A 22,331-nucleotide genomic window follows, 5' to 3' on the forward strand; every position below is an offset into this window, starting at 1 on the left:
AGTTTGGGCAGGGCGAATGGTTTTCGATCCGTTCGAAAATCGGCTTGATTGTCACGCTGTCGGTTCCGGTCCAAAAGTGAGCAGGTGATTCCGAAGAAACTGCTCAGTTTTCGACCGGAGCCGACACACCTGGTCTACTGCCGCACTATTACGGGTAATTGCCAAGGGGCTGTTCGACGAGCCGGCTTGGTCGCGCACTGCGCACCAGCGCACTGTTTGGCTGACGTCAGCGTTAGCGCGACTTGGCGAACGCGGCATCCCACCAGATGCGGTCGTACGAACTTACTTCGGTCCGCGGATTCGCCGTCAGATTATTTTCGAGGTGGTTGGAGCGCGCAAAGCGATAGCCGCTGACAAGGTCGGGGAGGAGGACATTCCTCCCGCTCTTCGCGGCTGGTTATCACTCGTTCCAGAGGATGGGCTCGTTGAAGAACTCATTTATCACTGCTTGACCGGGCCGCTGTCGGGAGTGGTTGAGAAATGGGTTCAGAACGGCGCCCTTACACACATCATCGCGTGGCGCCACGATGCTCTGACTGTCGAAGTTCCGCCCGAGGAACGAGTCGTGGCCGGGGGGGTTGATGCGACCCGCTGGCTCCTAGATCGGTTCACGAGGACGGCGTTGGACGATTGGTTTCGATCGTCTTTGGACTGGGAGCTCGCGTATCTAGTGGAGCCGGTAGCAACTGCGCGAGCAGTCGGCGTCGGAGCTAGGGTCATCGCTGAACGCCCCGTTTCGCAGTCCATGGTCATCAATGCAATCTCACGCCGTACTCGAGAACCTTCGTTGAATGACGATGTGTTTGGTGGGATGACGCGGAGTGAGATAATGGAAAACGTCATTGCGTTATCACTTCGAGACGAACGGACTGCTGCACTGGAACTGATTCGCAAGGCGGTCGAAGTTGCGCCTTGGGATTTGGAGTTTGAGCAAGCTCTGGCTTTCTTGCAGATCCCCGACAGGTGCGTTGAATCGGAACGGCGATTTCTCGCGATGCGGGGTCGCAGAGGTGCCCGGCAGGGTCTGGTGACGGCGAGCATGGCCATATGTGCCATTCGGCAAGGAAATATCTCTGATGCGGTCACGGCACTCGACGAGCTAGCGACCAGCGCGGATTCCCGGCCTTACCTTCTTTGGACGCCGGCTAGTTTGACCGCTGACGAGCCTGAGTTGTACCAGACGTCTCTCACTGATTGGGCATCTCAGGTGATGACAGAACTCAATCCATAAAAGTTCCGAACGCTGCGGCGATTGCCTTCATCGGTAGGAAAAGATGAAGCGGGTCGACGGGTGATTGAAAAAACTCCACATGGTGAAGATAAAATGCGCGGGCACTGTCATCGCGAGCATGTACAAGCAGAGCGGGCGCAGCCACTGATTGCGACAGTGTGAGGACTCGGTGCATCACGTCTCGCAGTAGGCCCCACCCAAGGCCGTGGCCTTGCCACTCGAGATCGATTGCCAGTCTTGCCAACAAGAAGCATGGAACGGTCTCCGGAGCCTTCTTGGCGATCGCTTCCGGAGCTGCGCTACGTTCGTAACCCGCCACGGTAATCGCGTAGTAGCCAACAACGCGACCACCGCACGTACTGACGTAGGTGGTCGCGTTGTTGGCTCGCTGATTCTGCCAGCTGTACTTCTGGAGCCACTCATCGAGTTCTGCAGCACCTGACTCGAATCCCGTACGGTCGTGGGCCCTGGTTAGTTTCTCCGGCTTACATGGTTTCGCTTGGTCTTCCTCTGTCAACGGTCGAGGTCAATCACCCTCGGCGAATGGACTCTCGCGCCGCAAAAGTCGATCAAGCTTTGGCGTAGGCGCCAAAGGCGCGTCGAGCAGCGCTTGGAACTCAGCCCATTGCGCCTCGCTAGCGACGAACCACTTGCGGTCAGCAAGGACCCGCTCGGCGCTCTCCAGAACGCTACCCAGGATGAAGTCCGTGACTGTGCTGTCTGTGGCTTCGGCGGCTCGACGGATCAGCAGTTGCTGCTGAACACTAGCGCGGAAGTTCAAGCGCTGGTCACGGGTGGTTTTAGTGGTGATGGCGTCTGTGCTCATGGTTGCCTCACTGATAGGATACGTACACCGTACATACAAGATGTTCAAAGGTCAAAACACATCTGTATGTACTATGTATGTACATTACCCATTAACTACGACATCTCACCACAATTTTTCAGTGAGGCCTAGCACTCCTGGCGTGTACCGTGACACGCCACTGTCCACGCCAGCTCCACTCGTGCCCCATGGATGAGACGCCCCGCCACTCATTCCGGCGTCGCCGGGAGGCTAGTTCTTCGTCGAACAACAACGGCGCAGATCGTGGCTGAGCAGCGGATAGCCTCGCATGGTCATTCGGGACATCTGCTCCAGCTCGAATGTGTCCGACACCTTCACTCAGAGTCATCAGCGCGTCACGACACGATTTGGCATCGCCACAACCAGCTTCAGCGCTTCGTCTTGCCAGTGCACATACCGCCGCATCCTCACACTGGCATCTTTAAGCGTGATCCTGAGCGCCTCATCCCGACGCGCTTTGCCAGACGGGCTCCCCGTAGCCAAAACGTGACGAAGACTTGACCGAATTGCGAACGCGCCCTTGCCGTTCCAATCTGCAGGCCCCGCCTACCATCGCTATTACAACCCTGTCAATTAAAAGGAAACAGACTCATGCGGGCGGTTGTTCGTTGCGCTCTTGTTGTGCTCGTGATCGCCGCGAGCGTGGTCGTGCGGCCGGTCGGCGTAAGCCCGGCGGCGTACCAGTCGCACAGTTTCACCGTCGCATCGGTTTTGCCGGCGCAGGGCGCGGTGGTGGGTGTGGCGCACCCGGTAGTGGTGACATTCGGCGCGCCCGTCGTCAACCGGCGCGCGGCCGAACGCGCCATCGGAATTACCTCAGAGCCCGCGATGACCGGCAAGTTCGAATGGGTCGACAACGAGGTTGTGCAGTGGATTCCCGACCGATTCTGGCCGGCGCACAGTACAGTCGCACTCTCGGTAGGCGGCGTCTCCAGCCAGTTCAAAACGGGTCCCGCCGTCCTCGGTATTGCCGATATCTCGGCGCACACGTTCACGGTAAGCATCGACGGGGTCGAGGCAGGACCGCCGCCTCCACTACCCACGCCACACCACCGGCCTCACTTCGGAGAAACGGGCGTACTGCCGGCCTCCATGGGTAGACCGCACTTCCCCACGCCGGTCGGCACCTACACGGTCTTGTCCAAAGAACGCTCGGTGACCATGGATTCGAGCAGCGTCGGCATTCCCGTCAATGACCCTGAGGGCTACCACCTTTCGGTTGATTACGCCGTCCGTATTACTAACCGCGGCATCTTCGTGCATTCGGCTCCGTGGGCTGTCAATTCACTGGGACTGGAAAACGTCAGCCACGGCTGCATCAGTCTGAGCCCCGAAGACGCAGAGTGGTACTTCAACACGGTCCACATCGGCGACCCGGTGATCGTGCAGGAGTCAGGAATCGAGCGACCGCACCGGCTGAGCTGACCAGGTCCCACGCCTCGACGATGTGCGGGTGCGCGCCAATCTGCTGTTGGCTAAAGACTTTTCACCGGCGCACGCCTCGCCGCTGACACGCAACATCCCCGCCGCCCCGTCGTCACTGCAAACGGGACGGACCCGCTGGTGGGAATCCAGCGGGTCCGTGCGGCCGGGAGAGGATCAGTGTCAGCTCGCGCCCCCAGCCGCAGGACCGGCCGGAACCGGCTCGCCGGGCACTGGCCCGCCGGCCGGCGCCGGAGCGGTCGGCTCACCCTTACCCGCGTAGGCGCCCGACATGTCGACGATTGGAGCCCCAGCCGGGGCGCCCCCAAGCGCAATCAGCGGCGCACCGGCCGGCACCACCGGCGCAACTGGCAACGGAGCCCCGATCGGTAGCGGCGCGCCAATCGGGACTGGCGCACCGACCGGCAGCGGCCCAGGGACGGCCATCGGGACACCCGCCATATCAGTGACCGGGGCGGCGGCCGGGCCGCACGAGTCCGCGGCACCCGCGGCGCCTGCTCCGCCCGCGGCGGCGCCCGCTCCGCCGGCGGCTGCCGGCACTTCGCCGGCCGAGCCCTGCATGCACGCGGAGCCGCCCGTGATAAACGGGGCGGCTACGGCTACTGCGTGCGGGCATAACGCGATAGCGGCTCCGCACAACCCAGCGCTGGCAACTACTTTGATCTCGAGCCGATCAAAGATCGTCATCACCCTCAACTCCTCTATTTGCGCTCAGATATTTCCGACATTCGATGGTGCAGCAGAACCACATAGCCGTACCGAGGTCGTACCTCGACGACCGACTCAATTGTTTGCAACAGGTGTGGAATACGAGTCGTGCCGCGCCGCGCCGTGTCCAAATGGTGACGTTCGCTCCTTCGAGAAGGGCGCAGGGTTAGGGCAGCGCAGGGCGGACCTTCAGCGCGGGCGTGCTTTTGCGGTCAAGCGCGGCGCGCGCGCAGCCGGACAAACGGTTTCCGCGGTCAGCGCATGTAGATTTCGCCACCGCTGGGATAGCCGCCGCCGGTGGTGGTGATGTGGACGTGGTCGTAGTGGCCATATCCGGATGATTGTGGGCCGTTGGGCGTGTAGTAGGTGCCGCGCCAGATGGCGTCCTGCAATCCGAACCGTTCCGCGTTTTTCAGCGCGAACGCGACGACCTCGTTACCGAGCGCGATGCCTTCGGCGCTACCCGGATTGGGAATCATCACGTCAAGGGCCAAACCATTGGGATGCCAGCGCAACGAATCCGGCCGAACGCCGCCGATGCTCTGAATCTCGGGGAACAGCGCGCTGATACTCCGAGCGACCAGGATCGTCTTGACCTGTAATCCCTGCTCGGGAGCCACCCCGACGGGCAGCAGTTGCGGAGGACGTCGATCGATGACCCGCCATCTCGATGCCGCCAGCGTGTCGTCGGGAATGGAACCGTCACTGGCCGACGCCGATGCAACCGCGGTCGGTGCTCCCCCCACGATCTCGAGGCAGCACCCCGCACTGTCGTCGGCTACTGAACTGGCGTCGCCGACGGGCCCGAATGACGGGGCGCTGCCGCCAAGGGCAAAGAAGACGGCGCCCGCACCGATAGCGGTAGCCATGATTGCCGGTGACTTGCGTCGCTTTGTGGCTAATCGGTGCCGACCCACGGCAAGCCACTTTACGAGCAAAACCGGCAATAGTCACAATTTTGTAACGGCCTAAGAGCGACCGCGCCTGCGCTCGGCCTGCAAAACAGGGCAGCGACCTGGGGATTTACAGGCGACTCGCGGCGAAATCCGCGCCTTGGTCCACCATGCCGTTCACCGGGTAAAGCAGGTGCGCGGCGCCGGGCTGCCCGGGCGGCGCACCATTGCAGACTGTGTCATCCGGAGCGCACAACTCAAGGGTCTTGGCGGTATACAGCGGACCAATCGTGATGGGCGGTGCCCCGGCACCGGTCAAAAACTGGTTCGACGGCGTTCCGAACAGAACCACGGCGGCGACGTGGTTGGCGACTTCGGCGGGCAGCGGCTGGGGCACATACGACGCGTACTCTGCGGGCACTTCCTTCGGAATACTGGCCGAGGTGACGAAACCGGTCACGGCTGCGCCTTGGGAGTATCCGCCGAGCACCATTCGGGTGTTAGGGCAGTTCGCGGCCGTGGACTCAACGTGGCTGCCTTCGTCTCTGATGCCGTCGACGACGGTCCGCGCGAATTCGATCCCACCGCCGAAGTCGCCGCTGGCCTGGTAGTTGACCGGATACACGCCGACCGATTTGCCGCCGGCTTTCGACGTCAACGAGTCGACGAAGGCCTGCCCCACTCCGCCCACGCCAGGGGGCTCGCCGGTACCCCGGGCGAACAGCACCTCAACGTCAGGACATGGCTGTGCCGCCGCAACTGGAGCGGGCACGCCGAGCAGCGCCGCCGCGATCAGCACGACCGCGGCCGGACAGACGCGACCGAACCAGCGCGCCCGCATGGGACGGATCCATTCGACGACGTTCATGTTTACCCCCACCGTGTCGCGCCAGCGACCCCGACCTGATCTGGACCTACACTGCGCTCGGTGTTTTCCCGGTTTTCGGCGAGATAAACCCAACCCGAAAACTCAGAAGACGCGTACCCAGTCGATGAGCATGTCCGCCGGATAGGAACCCGACGCGGGATCGCCGCCACCGGATCCGCCAACCGCAAGGTTCAACACTGGGAACATCGTGTAGTCGGGGTCGTTGAACGGCCATTTGCGGATGGGATCGTTGAGGTCTTCGATGCCGATCGCCGGAACGCTGAAATACGGCTCGGCGCCGTCGACGTAGTCTTCCCAGAAGTAGAAACCGGTGGCGTTCCACGTGACCCGCCACGTGTGCCAGCCGCCGTCCACTCCGATCGGATGGGTCTCGAATGCGGTGCCATATGGATCGGCGTGGACGGTGGTTCCCGCCGGCCACTCTCCGTTGCCGTACCACTCGAGCAGGTCGACTTCACCTTCACGGCCGGGAAAGTCGTTGGATAGCCACCAGGCCGGCCAGCAACCGCCGGTGAGGCAGTTGAGCTTGATCCGCGCTTCCCACGTGGTGCCGATGCCCCCGCGCCAGTTGCCGTGCACCAGGCCGCCGAAGTAGGCGTCGCCGTCGTGGGTGGCGCGCAGAACGAGGTTGGAATTGCCGTCCAGGAATACGTTTTGACGACTGTCGCGGTATTGCCCGAAAAACTCCGGCCGGTCCCAGCCGACCGGGTTCTTGATCGGCGTGCGGTGGTTGGACACCGTCCACTTGGAGGGATCGGGCGCCGAGCCGGCCGGGCCGTCGAACTCGTCATGGAACAGGAAGGCCCCAGTCGTGGCACCGGGCGGCGCCGTGGGCGGTGGCGCCGGTCGGGACGGGTGAGCACCGGCGGTGGGCAGCGGGCTCGCAGCTGCCACCGCGCCGATTCCCAGCATCAACATCACGTTGCGACGATTCATCTCAGGCACAGACGAATGAAACCATGAGCCAGTGGGGGCGCGCATCACAATCCGGCCACGCGCCGACTCAAAGTCGTGGCGTTACGGGCTCTCGTCGGAATCGTCGAGGACGCTGACTGCGATGCCGTAGGGCAGGAATCGCACCTTGCGTGTCGGGTCGGTGTTGTTCTTGTTGGCGCGCAGCGCATCCAACTCGGTTGCATACACCTCTTCGACGCGGGCGCCGCCCTGGGCGTCGACGGTGTAGATCGCCCAGACGCCGTCGCCGGCTTCGCCAGTGGTTTCCGGCTCGGTGCGCGAGCGCCGGGCCAGATCTTCGAAAAGCGCGGACCAGCCGGCGCGTTCGCCGGGGACCGTGACGAACCGGCTGAAGCGTTCGAAAGCGTCGCGCAAACCTTCCCCCGCCTCGCGCATTACCCGATCCAAGTCGTCGGGATCGAACCCGAACGGACCGTTCTCTCCCATGGCAACTCTCCCGTTATGGCGCCGGCGGCGGTGGCGGCGGCGGATTGATCGGAATCGGCACCGTGACGAACGGCAGGTGCAGGTACATCGTCATCGGGGGCAGCTGAGGAGCCGGCGGTGGTGGTGGAGCGGCCGGCGGCGGCGGGGGCGCGGCCGGCGGCGGCGCGGGCGCGGCCGGCGGGGACGCCGGTTCTGCTACCGGAGGCGGGACATAGGCGGGTGCTTGCTGGGCCGGCGTCTGCCGGACCGGCGGCGGGTTGACGACTTGCTGCGGCTGCTGCCGCACGACAGGCGCCGGCTCGGGGATGGTCTCCGGCGCCGGTGAAGGTGCGGCGGGTGGCGGTGCGGGTGGGACGGCCGACGGCGGCGGTGCCGGCGGCGATGCGACGGGCGGCGCTGCTGGGGCCGGAGCGGCCGCGGCGGGTGGATGCGGGCTTGCGGGCGCGGTCGGGACGACGCCCTTGCCATCGGGGTTGGGTCGTTGACCGACCGACGGCCGCACATCGCTGGCCAGCGAAACCACCACCGCCACAACGCCGATGGCCACTATCGCCGCGGCTCCGCTGCCGACCAGCAGGAACGGCCGGTGCCGCGGGCTGCTGGCGTCGTCCTCGTCGGCGACGGCGCTGTATGCGAGGGCTCCGGAGCCCACGCTGGCGTTGGCCGAAACGTCAAGGTAGGCCGGTGCGATGACGTCGTGGTTCACCTCACCGGTTCCGGGATCTTGCGCGTAGGCCAGCGCCGCGGTTGACGACGCGAATAGCGGTGCGTTGGCCGACGCCAACGCCGCCCCCCGCGCCAGCGCCATATCCGGTTCTTCAGGCGCGCTCACCGGAAGCGAGACCAGCTCTTCCAGGCCGTGTTTGACCGGCACGATGTCCACGCCGCAGCCGACGATGAACACGCCGCCCGGGCGCGACTCCAGCTCCTCCAGGCGCCCGATCATCTTGGCGAGCGCGGAAACCCCCGCGGGGCTGGGCTGTACACACCGGATCTGCTGACGCTGCAGATCGACGATCGAACCGTCGGTGACTTCCACCACGGCCACCGTCGCGCTGTCCGCCTCGGCGAATACCAGCGCGATGTATTCGTAGCCGACCGCCTGACCGACGGTCTGGGTCAGCGCGGCGGCCGCCAGCAGCGGAGATACCAGCATGACGTTGCGAGTTTCCCGAACGGCCAGTGCATCGCGCAGCGCGCCGACTTCGCTGGGCTCGGTCCATGTCACCCCGGTCGACATCAGCCGGTGGCCCCCTTCGGCGGCCGCTTGCCTGGTACCGAGGACCGCGCCGATCACCTGTTCGGGCGCCCTGAACGTTGCTCTATCGTCGGCGTCGGCAACTGCGAAGCTGTCTTCCTCGACGGTGACTCCGTCGGCGTTCTCGCCTTCGACCAGCACCATGCGGACCGTCGTGGGCGCCATCGACACGCCGAGTACGATGTCCACTGCTCCTCCAAAATTCTTTGCTAGCCAGAATCTGGGCGGAGGAGCACACCGTTTGGGTCGTCGTCACTCCTGAAATTTGCCGGAGTCTCATGAAGTTCTGTGTGGTCGAGACGACGACACCACGGCATCACCTCGCCAGGCCTGGCAGTTCCACCCTACCCGGCAACCCGGACGGGGAACCGAAATCGGCCTGACCGGCCGAATACCCGAGGCCGCCGCCGACCCGCGCTTATCCCTGCGGGACTTGAATCGGAATGGGCACCGGCACCAACGGAATTCTCAGGTACTCCGTCGTCATGGGCACCGTCGTCGTCGTGGTCGTCGTGGTGGTGGGCGGCGGAGTCGTGGTCGTGGTGGTCGTCGTCGTAGTGGTGGTGGTGGTAGTCGTCGTCGGCTGCGGTGTGGTGGTGCTCGGCGGCGGCTGATGCGTGGTGGTGACCGGCGGCGGAGGAGGGGGCGGTTCGGCGGTGGTCGGTGGTGGCGGCGGCGCCACACTGGGCGTCGGCGCCGCGCTGGGCGGTGGCGGCGCCGGGCTCGGTGCAGGTGGCTGGGTGTTGGGCAATTGCGGCGGAGGCGCGACGCTGCTGGGCGCAGGTGGCGCATGGTGCCCGGTGATGCTGGTCAACGAATACGCCACCCCGCCGATCGCGAACATCGCGACCAACGCGCCGAACCCAAAAAGCAACTGCGGCAGGCGATACCCACGTCGGCGACCCTCGTCCGGCGGCGGCTGGAACGTGGGCAGGTACTGCGACGGTGTGGCGCCACCGCCATCGTCGCTGTAGGGCTCGCCGAAGTAGGCCAACGGTCCTTCGTCGTCGTCGGCTTCCGACCAGGCCAGCTCCCGTCGCGTCACCGGCGGGTCCTCGACAAGCACATCACCGGCGGGGATTCCGAAGTCACCGGTGGGCGCGTCGAACGCCCCGCTGTGCGCGGCGAAACCGCCGGTATTCGCAGCGAAACCGCCGGTGGCTGCGCTAGCCACCGGGGCCATCGCCGTCGACGTCTGGGCCTCGTCCGCTTCCTGCTCGCCCGGCTCGCGCGACGACAGCATCACCGCACCGACCGCCATAGCCAGCGCGGGCCGCACCGCGGTCACCACCGAGGCCTTCGCGTGTGATGAGAGACGTTGAGCGACAAGAGGAATGCTGGCGCCGCCGCCGGCCATCGCTACCGCCGCAAGTTCCCCGCGGGCAATCTTGTGACGGGACAACATCTCGTCGAATGCGGAGAACACACCGCTCAACCGCTCCTCGATGAGATGCTCCAGCTGGACACGCGATACCGCGACGACGGTGCGCCGTCCCGGAAGTTCGACTATCACTTCAGCCGCGGTCTCGGTCGACAACTGCTCCTTGGCCGTACGACACGCCTCGCGCAAGTCGGCGATTTGACCGACCGCAGCAGTGCCGGCGGGATCTGCCTGGGCGGCATGGCCGATACCCGAAAGGACGTGAGCCAGGAGATCCTGGTCGATCTGGTCGCCGGAAAACGCTGAGTAGCGAAGTGTTTCACCGATCGGGATGAAGTCAGACTCTGCGTCGGCCAACGTGATGCTGGTTCCGCCGCCGCCGAAATCCAGCAGGCCCACCACGCCATGGCCGGGCAGGCGCGCATCGGAGTTCAACGCCGTCAACGCTGCAACGGCATCCGACACCAGCCGTGGTGCCATGCCGCTTCGAACGAAACCGGCGTGAGTACGCAGTGCAGCCCGTAACAATTGCACGGAGCCCGGACCCCAGTAGGCCGGAAGCGCGATCGTGATCTCGGATGTCGAGGCGTCGCCCCCGGCCGCAGAAATGATCGCATCCAGCGCTTCGACCAGCAACAGCGCGGGATCATGAATAGAGCCGTCGGCGGACACCAAAGCCCGTGAGTCACCGACGCGTTCGACGAAGCCGCCGACCAAGGTGCCGTGATCGGTCGAACTCGAGTCCGGCATAGGCGCACCGAGTTGTGGTTCGCGGTCCGAAAACAGCGTCAACACCGAGCGGCGCGTAACGGGCGGACTTCCATTACGCACCGCCACCAAGTTCGTGGTCCCGATCGACAACCCCAACGGGTCGTACATACAGTGAATACCTCGCATCGATAGCGGTCGGCGGGCAGCGTTCACGATAGCCGCGCTTGGACTGGATCGAGACCAGGTAAACCACGATCGAGACGCGGTGGATACGGTCTTGTTATCTAATGCCCTCGGGCCGTGCGAGTTACACCACTGTCAGCGGCAGCGATTTGCGCGGCTGAAACTGGAACGTCGATCCGCCGCTGACCTTGGCTATCTGCACCTCCGGCAATTCCGGTGCGATGGCGTCGGTTTCGATCAATTCAGCTGTCCAGCCGGTGCTGGTCTCGCTGACGCGCACCTGAAGACGTGGATCGACGGCGGTGGCGATCGCCTGCAGCGGTTGCACAGACTCCGGCGAACACAGCGAGATCCAGGCTCCGTCGTCGTGGGCGGGCGACCGATGCACCGTCACGTGGTTGTCGGACAACTCGGCCCGCACATAGCCGGCGGGGTTGAGCAGCGGATGCAATTCGAAAACCCGCAGCGCGCCCTCACTGCCGTCGGGCAAAGACAATGCGCCATGGATGCGCTCGGCGGCCAGGCCGGCCAGGCCGATCAACTGCCGGGCGCCCACCGAGGCGGCCAACGCGGCGTCCGATCCGGCCCGTGCTCGCACCGCGATCGCGAACGACAGGTACAGCAGGTGCATCTGCAGGCACACTTCGTCGGCCATGCGGACCAGTGCCGAACGCGAGAACGCACCGAAGTCGAGGTCGGAGAGCAGCGGGCCGGAGTAGTCGGCCAAACCCTCGTCGGCCGCATCGATTGCTTCGAGTTCCCATGTTGCAGCGCCGGTCTGGCGCACCACATCCAACGCCGGGATGCCTTGGACGGGCGGGTAGGACTCGTCGATGATGACGGTCCACGCGCAGTGCGGATGCCGATCGGCCGGTTCGCGAGGCGGGCGGTGGATGGGACGCATCTGTGCCCGCGGATTGGTCGCCACCGCGGTGGCGTCGAAGGTCGGGTCCTCGATCGTGTGACACATACCGAAGACGTAGTCGTCGCCCATCGGCTCCACGTCGAGCAGCGCACCGCAGTGGTCGAGCTGGAATTCGCCGTGCCAGCGGTCGTGCACGGTATAGCGGAAGTCCATGAACTGCGGCGGCGCACCGATGTCGAGCTGCAAGCCCTTGAAGATGGTGGGCACGTCGTCGCCAACGTAATTCAGCGCCCGCTGCATCCGTTGGGTGTAGATCGGGCTGGCGCCGGCCCACTCCTCGATGGCGATCTGCAGCATTTCCTCGCGGCCAAATTCCTGGATGCACCAGGCCATGCCGGACCGGTCGATCATGTGACCGATCAACAGCAGTTCCGGAACCAAGACGGCAAGTTGCTCGCGGGACAATCGCGCGTACCGGGATGCGACCACGCTCCAAAAATAGACTCGACTATGTTATAAAGTCAACTATGGCAGTTAGCGCCGGTGTCAGCCCTACCCGGCGCACCACTGCGCCCCGCAAACGCGGCGACGACACCCGCGCGAAGATCATTGACGAAACGATTAGCTGCATCGTCGAAGAAGGTTTCGCCGCGGCGACGGCCAAGCACGTCGCCGAACGCGCGGGCGTGACCTGGGGCGTGATCCAGTACCACTTCGGCGACCGCAACGGCCTGCTGATGGCCGTGGTCGACGAGGGCGTGACCAAGCTGCTGGAGAGCCTGGCGGCGGCCGACATCGGTGAGTTGGCGTTGCGCGTACGCATCGAGGTCGTCGTCGACACCGCTTGGCGTTGTTACAGCAGCCCGACATCCATGGCAGCCTTTGAAATCCTGCGGGCAACGCGTTGGGAGGAGACCTCACGACGGCATCTGCTCGAGATGAACTCCGCGATCGCCCAGCTGGGCAGGCTGGTCACCGATGACCCCGCCGATAGCGGTGTGGCCGAGGTCATTTGGGCCACCCTACGCGGGGTGGTGCTGGCGCAGATGATCGTCGGTGTGCCCATCGACTGGCAATCCGAACGACGCGCGCTGATCGACATGGTCAGCCACTACCTGCAGCGCTGAGCCGATGTGCTGCAATGACCTGGTGAGCCCCCACGATCTCGCGGCCGACATCGAAGCGATCAAACACGTCAAGTACCGCTACCTGCGCGGGCTGGACACCAAGCACTGGGACGACTTCGCCGGCACGCTGACCGACGACATTGCCGGCGACTACGGGTCCTCGCTCGGTGAGGAGCTGCACTTCACCAACCGCGTGGATCTGGTGGATTACATGCGCTCGGCGCTGGGCCCTAATGTCATCACCGAACACCGGGTGACCCACCCCGAGATCACGGTGACCGGCGACGAGGCGTCCGGCACCTGGTATCTGCAGGACCGCGTGATCGTCGCCGAGTTCGACTTCATGCTGATCGGTGCGGCGTTCTATCGCGATCGCTACCGGCGTACCGCTGAAGGCTGGAAGATCAGTGCGACCGGCTACGACCGCACCTACGAAGCGACGATGTCGTTGGCGGGCATCGACTTCAAGGTGAAACCCGGTCGCGCGTTGGCCTGATTACTTGGCGATCGCGATCAGCGCGCCGGGGCGCAGCCAGCGGATGATCTGCACCAAGGTGTCGTCGTCGATGGCCACACACCCCGCAGTCGGCCCGCCGTCGGTGGTATGGAAAAAGAACGCGGCGCCGTCACCGGGAACGCGCGCCTTATTGACGCCCATCACCACCGCATGCTTGTACTGCGGAATCGGCAGGTTCTCGCTCGCGGAGGTGTCGAAGGGGCACTGCGCTTTCTTGCACACCTGCATGGTGTTGAACGTGGGGCTCTTGTCATCGCCGTTCCACCAATGGTCCGGCCCGACTTGGGTATACGGCAGCCCGCCGCCCGGATTGGGAGCAGTGCCGAAGGCGGAGTCGAGCGAATAGATCCCCATCGGCGTGGCGGGATAGCCACTCTTGGCCTTCGGCGCCAGGCCCGCCGACCCGATGTGGGTCGGGATCCCGACACCGATCGGCTGCCAGCCGGTGGCGCCGCGCTGGTAAACATCCATCTTGGCCGTCGAACCGCCCACGCCGACAACTGAAACCACCTGACTGGCATTGCCGACGGACTGCGCAAACCAGGGTGCGACGACCGCGGTGCTCCACGGCGCGTCCGCCAGCGCCACCAAGACCGCAGCCATGGCAGCACAAAGCAAACCCAGCAGTCGGCGCACCATTTCATGATCAACTCCGCCCAACTTCAGGGTCAAGTAAAGGTTTAGCTTCAATTCGGTCACTGGGCGGCCGCAAACCCACGTTCTCATCCTGCGGATCGCAGCGAACGCATATAGGCTCGGCGCCGATGTCCTTGTCGGTCTACGACGAAATCGCTTGTTGCCCAATAATCCTCACGGCTATCTGAGAGCGCCGATGATATTTGACGAACAAAACACAACGCCACTCGCCGTACTGGACAAGGTCAGCGAACCGCCGTTGACGGTGTCCCTAGGGTCGGCGCTGTACACCTTCCCCGCCGGTTGCGACGTCGTCGTCGGCCGGGACCGCGATTGCGATATCTGCCTGCGCGACAGCGACCCCGCCAACCGCCCGCTGATCTCACGCAAACATGCAATCCTGCGGTTCGCCGACAGTCAGTGGATGGTCGTCGACACAAGCCAGAACGGTGTTTACGTCGACGGTGCCCGCGTCCGACAGCTCGCCATCCACGACGGCCAGAGCATCAGACTCGGCAGCAAACGCGGGCCGCAGTTGACGCTCAGCGTGCCGCCACGACCTAACCGGGCCCAGACGCGGCCCAGCGAGCCGGCTTTCATGGAGCGCACGATGCGGCTGCTGCTGCCGCCGCGGCTTACGCCGGTGCCGGCGGACTCAGTAACGGTCGGCCGCGCCAAAACCAACGGCGTGGTCGTCGACGACGCTCTGGTATCCCACGTGCATGCGGCGCTGGTTGCCACCCCGGCCGGCGTCGAAATCCGCGACAACAACAACAGCAGCAACGGCACTTTCGTCAACGGCGCGTTGGTTACCCGAGCGTTGCTGCGTGACGGCGACATCGTCACCGTCGGAAACACCGACCTGGTAGCACGCGGCCAGAGCCTGGTGCCACGAACCGCACGGGCACACAACAGCGGGCTGACCGCGCACCAGCTGGCGCTGACCATCGACGGGCACCCGCTGATGACCGACGTGTCGCTCACCGCGAAGCCCGGAACCCTGACTGCGGTGATCGGACCATCCGGTGCGGGAAAATCCACGCTGGTCAAGCTGATCGGCGGTACAACACCGCCCACCGGCGGCGTCGCCACGTTCGACGGGCACGACGTGCACGCCGAGTACGCGTCGATGCGCTCCCGGATCGGGGTGGTGCCGCAGGACGACGTCGTGCACCGCCAACTGACCGTCGAACAGGCCCTGGGGTATGCGGCCGAATTGCGGCTTCCGCCGGATACCTCAGCCGATGACCGTCGTGAGGTGATCGATCGCGTACTCGCCGAGTTGGAGCTGACTTCGCACCGAAACACCCGAGTCGACAAGCTCTCCGGCGGGCAGCGCAAGCGCGCGTCGGTGGCCATGGAACTGTTGACCGGCCCGTCGCTGCTCATCCTGGACGAACCGACTTCCGGGCTGGATCCGGCGCTGGATCGCCAGGTGATGACGATGCTGCGTCGGCTGGCCGACGCCGGCCGGGTGGTGATCGTCGTGACGCATTCGCTGACCTACGTCGACGTGTGCGATCAAATTCTGCTGCTGGCGCCCGGCGGCAAGACGGCGTTCGCCGGGTCGCCCGCCGAAGTTGGGGCGACGCTGGGCACCACCCAGTGGGCCGACATCTTCGCTCAGGTCAGCATCGACCCCGACGGCGCGCATCAGGCATTCCTGATGCGACATCCGCCGGGCGCGGCGCGGTCACCGGCGACGGGCGCGGAACCGTTGGCCGCTGCGCCACGCACCAGGCGCTGGCGTCAGGTATTTACGCTGGCGCGCCGCCAAACCCGGCTCATCGCTGCCGATCGAGGCTACTTCGCGTTCCTGGCGCTGCTGCCATTCGTGCTGGGCGCGCTGTCACTGGCCGTTCCCGGCGACACCGGGTTCGGTTATGCCGACCCCCGCGGGTCGGCGTCCGACGAGCCCAACTCAATCCTGATTCTGCTGAACCTCGCCGCGGTGTTCATGGGAACCGCGCTGACGATTCGAGATCTGGTCGGAGAACGCCTGATCTTTCGCCGCGAGCGCGCCGTGGGCCTCTCGGCGACGGCGTATCTGGCGGCCAAGGTGGCCATCTTCAGCATCGCGGCACTGATCCAGACGGCCATCGTCATCGCGATTGTGATGATCGGAAAAGGACTGCCGACGCGCGGAGCAGTCGTGTTGGGCGACGGCGCCTTTCCGGCTGCCGCGGAACTGTATGTGACGCTGGCACTCACCGCGATCGTCTCCGCGATGGTCGGGCTGGCGCTGTCGTCGCTTGCCCGTTCCAGCGAGCAGATATTGCCGATGCTGGTGGTGACGATCATGGCGTCGATGGTGCTGGCCGGCGGTTTGATCCAGGTGACCGGGCGCATCGGCCTCGATCAGGTCTCGTGGTTACTACCGGCGCGGTGGGGTTTCGCGGCGTCCGCGTCGACCGTCGACCTGCGCGCCGTCGAACCGCTCTCACCCGCCGACCGGTTCTGGTCGCATTCGCCGCACTGCTGGGCGTTCGACATGGCCATGCTGGTAGTCCTAGGTGCCATCGCCACCAGCCTGGTTCGGTTTCAGCTGCGGCTGGGGGTGCGCGGCGGAAACGCTGAATAGCGAGTACCGCGCCACGGTCTTACCATCGGCCGATGTCGGACTTTCCGCCGGGCCGGTATTCGCAGGTGCTGGTCGGCCATGTGTGGCCGTCGGGTTCGAACCTTGCCGCAATCGGCAATGCATCGACGGATTTCGGCAGTACCGCTACCGCCTATCAAGATCTGCAGGATCAGCTGCGCCAGACTCGTTTTGGGCCACTGGCCGGCCAGTCCGGAGTGACCGCCGACGATGTCCGCGATGCCTTCCAGCGGGGCGAGGCCCACGCCGGCAATGTCGCAGAGAAGAACGCAATCAAACAGGCTGCTTACACCTCGGTTCGCGATGCGCTCAGCGAGCTGCGGTCGGCACTCACCACAATCGCCGAAGACGGCGACACCGAAATCGCGCGGATTCAACAAGGTAACGAGTCGTCGACGACAAAGCTGGACGACATCGGCGGCGTCGTGCTGGCGTGTCAGACTCGCGCCAACATCAAGGCCGCGGCGTGTGGCGAAAGCATACTCAGTGCGGTCCAACGGGTCCTCGATGCCGAAGGCGCCGGCAAGTCGGCTCGTCAGTTCGCCGCAGAACACGGTATCGACGCCGGGCGCATCTTCGGTCACCCCAGCTCAGACAGCGCTCGAGCGCAGGCGGCCACAATAGTCAATGAAGACAACGCTTTTGACGCGGCGACGAGATGAGCGGCGAATTGCAGGCCGCACCGGCGGGTTATGCGGCCGCGGCCGCGGCGAACACACCGCCGCCACCGATCATGCCGACCGACGTCCCGCGCGGCGGCTCGATCGTCGACAACCTGCTGGCGACTCTGGGCGCTGCCGCCAACATCGGCGTCCCCGCCGACAACATCGACGCCCAGCTCGGGCAAGCCGAACGCGCCCTCAAAGCCGCTGACGCGGAGACGAAATTCCCTGCCAACGAGAACGATTCGGCCGCGCAGCTGAGCGGGCTCACAGATCCGAGCCAAATGACCCAGGCGCTCCCGCAGCTGGCATCCGGTGTCGCCGGGGCCATCGCCGGTGCTCTCGGCGGGGCATTGCAGCCGCTGAGCCAGGCCTCACAGCAGGCTGCCCAAGCCGGCCAACAGGCGCTGCAACTGGGCATGGGCGGACTGCAAGGGGATAACGCCGACGTGCTGCCTGAGGAGGCGCTCGGCACTGTCGATGATGCCGGCGAATTCTTCAGCGGCAGCGGCAGCGGCGGCGATGGCAGTGCCGGCGGTGGCATCGAGGGCACCGCACCGACCGCAGTGCTCGGACCGCCGCCCGCGCCGTCCGCGGCTACCACACCCGCGTCGGCACCGACCATGCCGACAAGACCGAGCGCGCCGGAGGCGGCGAATACTCCGAGGGCCGGGATGGGCGCCATGCCGATGGTGCCGCCGGGCGCCGTTTCTCCGACGAGCGGCCCAGTCGGCGACCCTAAAGCCGATGCCAAACGCGTCGTCGTCCCGTCTGTGCGCAACGGCGCCCCGGTGCAGGGCCGTATCACCGCGGCGGCGCCCGAGGTGACAAAGCGACTGGCGGGCAAGCCGGTTGCCACCAGGCGCGCCGTCGTACCGGACGCAACATGCGACGACCCGAGCTAGCGCCGCAGCAGCCACGCGCACGCCAGGAAGTACAGGTATCCCAGCGCCCAGCCGGCCAGCACGTCGGACAGGTGGTGCACATTCAGCGCGACTCGGCCGAACCCGACCGCCACCACCACCAGCGCCCCCGCCGCGCCGGCGGTTACCGCCAGCGGCCGACTCAGCATCGGCCACACCACGGTCAGCATTGCCAGCACCCCGACCAGCACGCCGAGGGCGTGCCCGGACGGGAAGGATGACGACGATTCGGTGACCAGCGCCGTCGCCGGCCGCGGCCGATCGGCCAGATCCTTCGCCGCCTGGATGAGCAATCCGCTGAACTCCACAGCGACGAGCAGAAAAACCGCCGTCCGCAAGCTGCGCCTGACCAGCGCGACCACTGCGGCGCCCGCGGCCAGCAACCGAAACGCCGCAGGGCCGAACACGGTACACAGCACCTGCCAGAACCGCACCCACGCCGGGTGATGAACCCCGACGTCGTACAGCGCGGTCAGCGACGCCGCATCGGGCGAATCCAGCCAGCCCCACGCTTGCCGGTGCCCCAGCCACATCACCGCATACACCACCACGGCGGCCGCTGCGGCAGCCGTCGGCCGGACCGATACCACGGCTACACCGATACCACGGGCCACCGTCATACTGGGCTCATGTCGGTCTTTGTCCGCAGACTATTCGGCATCGGCAAGTTGCCGGCCGATCTGCGCGCGGAGGTGGAAGCGGAGGGCGTGATCTACCTCGCCGACTACGTCGCGGTCACCCGGCGGTTCAGCGGCGCCATCCCCGGCCTGCGCTCGGCGCACAGTGTCGCCAGTTACGTCGGCTCGCTGGTGCTGACGTCGCAGCGGGTGCTGGCCACCTTGTCGTCGCTGCCCAAGCTGGCCGGTCCCACCGTGGACGCCCGCTGGGATGCGCCGCACACCGGTGCCGCCACGGCCCAGATCGGGTCGATTGGCGTCCAGGTCGAGCTGGACCTTCCCCGCGTCGACCCCGCGTTCAGCGGTCACCTCTCGCTGCATTACAAGGCGGCGATCCCCGGCGACGTGCTCACCGGGTTGCCGCAGCGGTCGCTGTCCTTTGACATGCCGCCGGAATACGTTTTCCGCGCGGTGGGTGTGACCTACCGGCCGTAGTTGCCAAGGTCCGGCCAGGGTGCCGGGTTTGCCTACGATGGCCCTGTGCACGATCACGCGTTCAGTCCGGACGAACGGCGAGCCGTCTATCGCGTGATCGCCGAGCGACGAGACATGCGCCGGTTTGTGCCGGGCAGCACTGTTCCCGAGGACGTGCTGGTGCGCTTGCTGCAGGCCGCGCACACCGCGCCCAGTGTCGGGCTGATGCAGCCCTGGCGCTTCATCCGTATCACCGATGACTCGCTGCGACGACGCATCCACGACCTGGTCGACGACGAGCGTCTGCTCACTGCGCAAGCCTTGGGCCGGCGAGCTCAGGAATTTCTCGCATTGAAGGTCGAAGGCGTCCTGAATTGCGCGGAATTGCTGGTCGTGGCACTGGGCGACGGCAGAGACGACCACATCTTCGGGCGCCGCACTCTGCCGCAGATGGATCTGGCGTCGGTTTCCTGCGCAATCCAAAACCTCTGGCTGGCAGCACGTTCCGAGGGACTGGGCATGGGCTGGGTGTCGTTGTTCGATCCACGACGGCTGGCGGCCCTGCTGTCCATGCCCCCCGACGCGGAGCCGGTGGCGATACTATGCCTCGGTCCGGTGCCCGAGTTCCCGGATCGGCCGGCGCTGGAATTGGACCACTGGGCATATGCGCGGCCGTTGGCCGATTTCGTAGCGGAGAACACCTGGGGCACACCGGTGCCGATAACGTCTCCGAGTGAACCAGACGACCTGGGAAGGTGACGGCGATCAGCGACAGCGACGAAACACACCGGCAACCCGACAACGTCGTGATCGTGCATTGGCACGACTTGGGGCGCTACCTCGGCATCTACGGCCACGCGGATGTGACGAGCCCGCGACTGGACCGGTTGGCCGCCGAGGGCATCCTGTTCACCCGAGCGCATGCCACCGCACCGCTGTGCTCACCGTCACGCGGATCGCTGTTCACCGGACGCTATCCGCAGAGCAACGGACTCGTCGGCCTGGCTCATCACGGCTGGGAATACCGCTCGGATGTTCGTACGCTGCCACGGATTTTGTCCGAAGCAGGCTGGCATTCAGCACTTTTCGGTATGCAGCATGAGACGTCGTATCCGTCTCAGCTGGGTTTCGACGAATTCGACGTGTCGAATTCCTATTGCGAGTACGTGGTGGAACGCGCTCAGCAGTGGTTGCACGCCTACGACTCCAGCCGACCGTTTTTGTTGACGGCGGGGTTCTTCGAGACACATCGGCCTTTCCCGCGGGACCGCTACCAGCCGGCCGACCCTGCGGCTGTCGCGCTGCCCGGCTACCTGCCCGACACCCGCGAGGTCCGCGAAGATCTGGCCGACTTCTACGGGTCGATAGCCACCGCCGACGCCGCAGTCGGCCGGCTGCTGGACACGCTGGCCGACACCGGACTTGACGCGACGACGTGGGTGGTGTTCTTCACCGATCACGGAGCGGCATTCCCCCGTGAGAAATCCACGCTGTATGAGGCCGGCACCGGCATCGCGATGATCATCCGCCCGCCCACCCGAATGACCGCCAGCCCCAAGGTTTACGACGAACTATTCAGCGGCGTCGACCTGGTACCGACGCTGCTCGACATGCTCGGTGTCGACGAGTCGGCCGACGTCGAGGGCATCTCACATGCGCAGGCGCTGCTTGCGGCGAACACCGACACGCCGGTGCGTGAGCACGTCTACACCGCCAAGACGTATCACGACTCGTTCGACCCGATCCGGGCAATCCGCACGAAGGAATACAGCTACATCGAGAACTACGCGCCACGCCCGCTGCTGGATCTGCCGTGGGATATCGAGGAAAGCCCGTCGGGTCACGCCGTCGGGCCATTGGTCACCGCACCGCGCCCCGAACGCGAACTCTACGACCTGCGCGCTGATCCCACCGAGACCAATAACCTGTTGGCCGGCGACGACACCGGCCAGGCCGACGCCATCGCCGGGAATCTGGCTGAGCTACTCAACGAGTGGCGCGTACAGACCGGCGACGTCATACCCTCCGATTTCGCCGGCAGCCGCATCGCGGCTCGCTACACCGAAACCTATCTGCAGATCCATGCCCCCAAGGTGCCGACCAGCCGGTCGGCGATCGCCGTCGATCGCGGCATCGAGGACGAAGTCAAGAAATAGGCTCACCTGGTGTCCACGCCGACGTCGTATCTGGTGCTCGCTTCGCAACGCAGCGGCAGCACGCTGCTGGTGGAATCGCTGCGCGCCACCGGATGCGCCGGCGAGCCACAGGAGTTCTTTCAGTACTTGCCCACCACCGGCATGGCGCCCCAGCCGCGGGAATGGTTCGCCGAAGTCGAGGACGAGACGATCCTGCGACTGCTCGATCCGCTGGATCCCGGTACGCCGGACACCGCGACGCCGGTGGCCTGGCGTGAGCACATCCGCAGCTCCGGCCGCACCCCTAACGGCGTGTGGGGCGGCAAGGTGATGTGGAACCAGACCCCGCTGCTTCAGCAGTGGGCCGCGGGGCTACCGGATCGCTCCGGGGAGAGTCTTCGGGCCGCGATCCGTGACGTGATCGGCAGCGAGCCGGTCTACGTGCACGTCTACCGACCCGATGTGATCTCGCAGGCGGTGTCGTTCTGGCGGGCGGTGCAGACAAGGGTGTGGCGGGGCCGGCCCGATCCGGAACGCGATTCGCGGGCCGTGTACCACGCGGGCGCGATCGCCCACATCGTCACGACGCTGCGGGATCAGGAGAACGGCTGGCGCAGTTGGTTTGCCGAGGAGAACATCACTCCGATCGACGTCGCCTATCCGGTGCTGTGGCGCAACCTGACCACGATCGTCGCGACTGTGCTGGAGGCAGTCGGGCAGGATCCCCGACTGGCGCCCGCGCCGGCATTGGAACGCCAGGCCGATCAGCGCTCCGACGAGTGGGTGGACCGCTACCGCGCCGAAGCGGAGCAGCTCGGCTTACCAGTTTGA

At 65.4% G+C, this 22,331-nt stretch carries 22 protein-coding genes; 10 read left to right on the plus strand and 12 right to left on the minus strand.

Annotation, left to right across the window (positions count from 1 at the left end):
• Positions 1-1,220: 1,220 nt before the first annotated feature.
• Both AC5Y5W_RS24155 and AC5Y5W_RS24160 read right to left on the minus strand, forming a co-directional pair.
• Positions 1,221-1,748, minus strand: a complete 528-nt coding sequence (locus AC5Y5W_RS24155) for a GNAT family N-acetyltransferase (protein ID WP_500013793.1) — start codon at positions 1,746-1,748, stop codon at positions 1,221-1,223.
• A 9-nt stretch (positions 1,749-1,757) separates the two neighbouring features.
• Positions 1,758-2,057 (minus strand): type II toxin-antitoxin system TacA family antitoxin, encoded by a 300-nt coding sequence (locus tag AC5Y5W_RS24160; protein ID WP_500013795.1) that lies wholly within the window; start codon positions 2,055-2,057, stop codon positions 1,758-1,760.
• A gap of 612 nt (positions 2,058-2,669) precedes the next feature.
• Here AC5Y5W_RS24160 and AC5Y5W_RS24165 point away from each other — a divergent pair.
• On the plus strand, positions 2,670-3,503 hold the full coding sequence (locus AC5Y5W_RS24165; RefSeq protein ID WP_500013797.1) for a L,D-transpeptidase: 834 nt from the start codon (positions 2,670-2,672) through the stop codon (positions 3,501-3,503).
• A 180-nt stretch (positions 3,504-3,683) separates the two neighbouring features.
• Here the strand turns inward: AC5Y5W_RS24165 and AC5Y5W_RS24170 are convergent, their stop codons facing one another.
• From AC5Y5W_RS24170 to AC5Y5W_RS24205, 8 genes are all read right to left on the minus strand, one after another.
• The gene (locus AC5Y5W_RS24170; RefSeq protein ID WP_500013799.1) at positions 3,684-4,208 is read right to left on the minus strand and encodes a hypothetical protein; all 525 of its coding nucleotides are present in this window, start codon (positions 4,206-4,208) and stop codon (positions 3,684-3,686) included.
• 275 nt (positions 4,209-4,483) lie between these two features.
• A complete protein-coding gene (locus AC5Y5W_RS24175; protein ID WP_500013801.1) occupies positions 4,484-5,146 on the minus strand; it encodes a VldE C-terminal domain-containing protein in 663 nt (220 codons plus the stop codon).
• Between the two features lie 106 nt (positions 5,147-5,252).
• The gene (locus AC5Y5W_RS24180) at positions 5,253-5,990 is read right to left on the minus strand and encodes a cutinase family protein (protein ID WP_500013803.1); all 738 of its coding nucleotides are present in this window, start codon (positions 5,988-5,990) and stop codon (positions 5,253-5,255) included.
• 102 nt (positions 5,991-6,092) lie between these two features.
• Positions 6,093-6,992, minus strand: coding sequence for a glycoside hydrolase family 16 protein (locus AC5Y5W_RS24185; protein ID WP_500013805.1), 900 nt, complete (start codon positions 6,990-6,992; stop codon positions 6,093-6,095).
• A gap of 36 nt (positions 6,993-7,028) precedes the next feature.
• Entirely contained in the window at positions 7,029-7,412 is a 384-nt protein-coding gene (locus AC5Y5W_RS24190) for an Rv0313 family protein (protein ID WP_499887708.1), read from the minus strand.
• Positions 7,413-7,425: 13 nt separating this feature from the next.
• A complete protein-coding gene (locus tag AC5Y5W_RS24195) occupies positions 7,426-8,859 on the minus strand; it encodes a DUF7159 family protein (RefSeq protein WP_500013807.1) in 1,434 nt (477 codons plus the stop codon).
• Between the two features lie 229 nt (positions 8,860-9,088).
• Entirely contained in the window at positions 9,089-10,930 is a 1,842-nt protein-coding gene (locus AC5Y5W_RS24200) for an Hsp70 family protein (protein WP_500013808.1), read from the minus strand.
• A 139-nt stretch (positions 10,931-11,069) separates the two neighbouring features.
• Positions 11,070-12,299 (minus strand): hypothetical protein, encoded by a 1,230-nt coding sequence (locus AC5Y5W_RS24205; protein WP_500013810.1) that lies wholly within the window; start codon positions 12,297-12,299, stop codon positions 11,070-11,072.
• A gap of 38 nt (positions 12,300-12,337) precedes the next feature.
• On the opposite strand from AC5Y5W_RS24205, the gene AC5Y5W_RS24210 reads away from it, so the two are divergent.
• A complete protein-coding gene (locus AC5Y5W_RS24210; protein ID WP_500013812.1) occupies positions 12,338-12,937 on the plus strand; it encodes a TetR/AcrR family transcriptional regulator in 600 nt (199 codons plus the stop codon).
• A 4-nt stretch (positions 12,938-12,941) separates the two neighbouring features.
• Complete coding sequence (locus AC5Y5W_RS24215) at positions 12,942-13,433, plus strand: nuclear transport factor 2 family protein (protein WP_500013814.1); 492 nt, start codon at positions 12,942-12,944, stop codon at positions 13,431-13,433.
• On the opposite strand, the gene AC5Y5W_RS24220 is transcribed toward AC5Y5W_RS24215, so the two are convergent.
• Positions 13,434-14,090 (minus strand): L,D-transpeptidase family protein, encoded by a 657-nt coding sequence (locus AC5Y5W_RS24220; RefSeq protein WP_500013841.1) that lies wholly within the window; start codon positions 14,088-14,090, stop codon positions 13,434-13,436. It lies immediately after the preceding gene.
• Positions 14,091-14,286: 196 nt separating this feature from the next.
• On the opposite strand from AC5Y5W_RS24220, the gene AC5Y5W_RS24225 reads away from it, so the two are divergent.
• From AC5Y5W_RS24225 to AC5Y5W_RS24235, 3 genes are read left to right on the plus strand one after another with little or no spacing between them, the layout of a single operon-like run.
• A complete protein-coding gene (locus AC5Y5W_RS24225) occupies positions 14,287-16,671 on the plus strand; it encodes an ATP-binding cassette domain-containing protein (RefSeq protein WP_500013816.1) in 2,385 nt (794 codons plus the stop codon).
• A gap of 32 nt (positions 16,672-16,703) precedes the next feature.
• Positions 16,704-17,351 (plus strand): hypothetical protein, encoded by a 648-nt coding sequence (locus tag AC5Y5W_RS24230; RefSeq protein ID WP_500013817.1) that lies wholly within the window; start codon positions 16,704-16,706, stop codon positions 17,349-17,351.
• Positions 17,348-18,256: a hypothetical protein gene (locus AC5Y5W_RS24235; RefSeq protein WP_500013819.1), complete on the plus strand. Its 909-nt coding sequence runs from the start codon at positions 17,348-17,350 to the stop codon at positions 18,254-18,256. The genes AC5Y5W_RS24230 and AC5Y5W_RS24235 overlap by 4 nt, the downstream gene beginning before the upstream one ends.
• Here the strand turns inward: AC5Y5W_RS24235 and AC5Y5W_RS24240 are convergent.
• A complete protein-coding gene (locus AC5Y5W_RS24240; protein WP_500013821.1) occupies positions 18,253-18,894 on the minus strand; it encodes a phosphatase PAP2 family protein in 642 nt (213 codons plus the stop codon). The two genes, AC5Y5W_RS24235 and AC5Y5W_RS24240, sit on opposite strands and share 4 nt — an antisense overlap.
• Positions 18,895-18,903: 9 nt before the next feature.
• Here AC5Y5W_RS24240 and AC5Y5W_RS24245 point away from each other — a divergent pair, with 9 nt between their 5' ends.
• The 4 genes from AC5Y5W_RS24245 to stf0 are packed head-to-tail and all read left to right on the plus strand — an operon-like array spanning position 18,904 to position 22,331.
• Positions 18,904-19,386 carry a hypothetical protein gene (locus AC5Y5W_RS24245; protein WP_500013822.1) on the plus strand — a complete coding sequence of 161 codons (483 nt, stop codon included), beginning with the start codon at positions 18,904-18,906 and terminating at the stop codon, positions 19,384-19,386.
• Between the two features lie 45 nt (positions 19,387-19,431).
• Entirely contained in the window at positions 19,432-20,124 is a 693-nt protein-coding gene (gene bluB, locus AC5Y5W_RS24250) for a 5,6-dimethylbenzimidazole synthase (protein ID WP_500013824.1), read from the plus strand.
• A 5-nt stretch (positions 20,125-20,129) separates the two neighbouring features.
• Complete coding sequence (locus tag AC5Y5W_RS24255; RefSeq protein WP_500013843.1) at positions 20,130-21,521, plus strand: sulfatase family protein; 1,392 nt, start codon at positions 20,130-20,132, stop codon at positions 21,519-21,521.
• A gap of 6 nt (positions 21,522-21,527) precedes the next feature.
• Positions 21,528-22,331 (plus strand): trehalose 2-sulfotransferase, encoded by an 804-nt coding sequence (gene stf0, locus AC5Y5W_RS24260; protein WP_500013845.1) that lies wholly within the window; start codon positions 21,528-21,530, stop codon positions 22,329-22,331.

The sequence above is a fragment of the Mycobacterium sp. NGS51 genome (genome assembly GCF_059812525.1).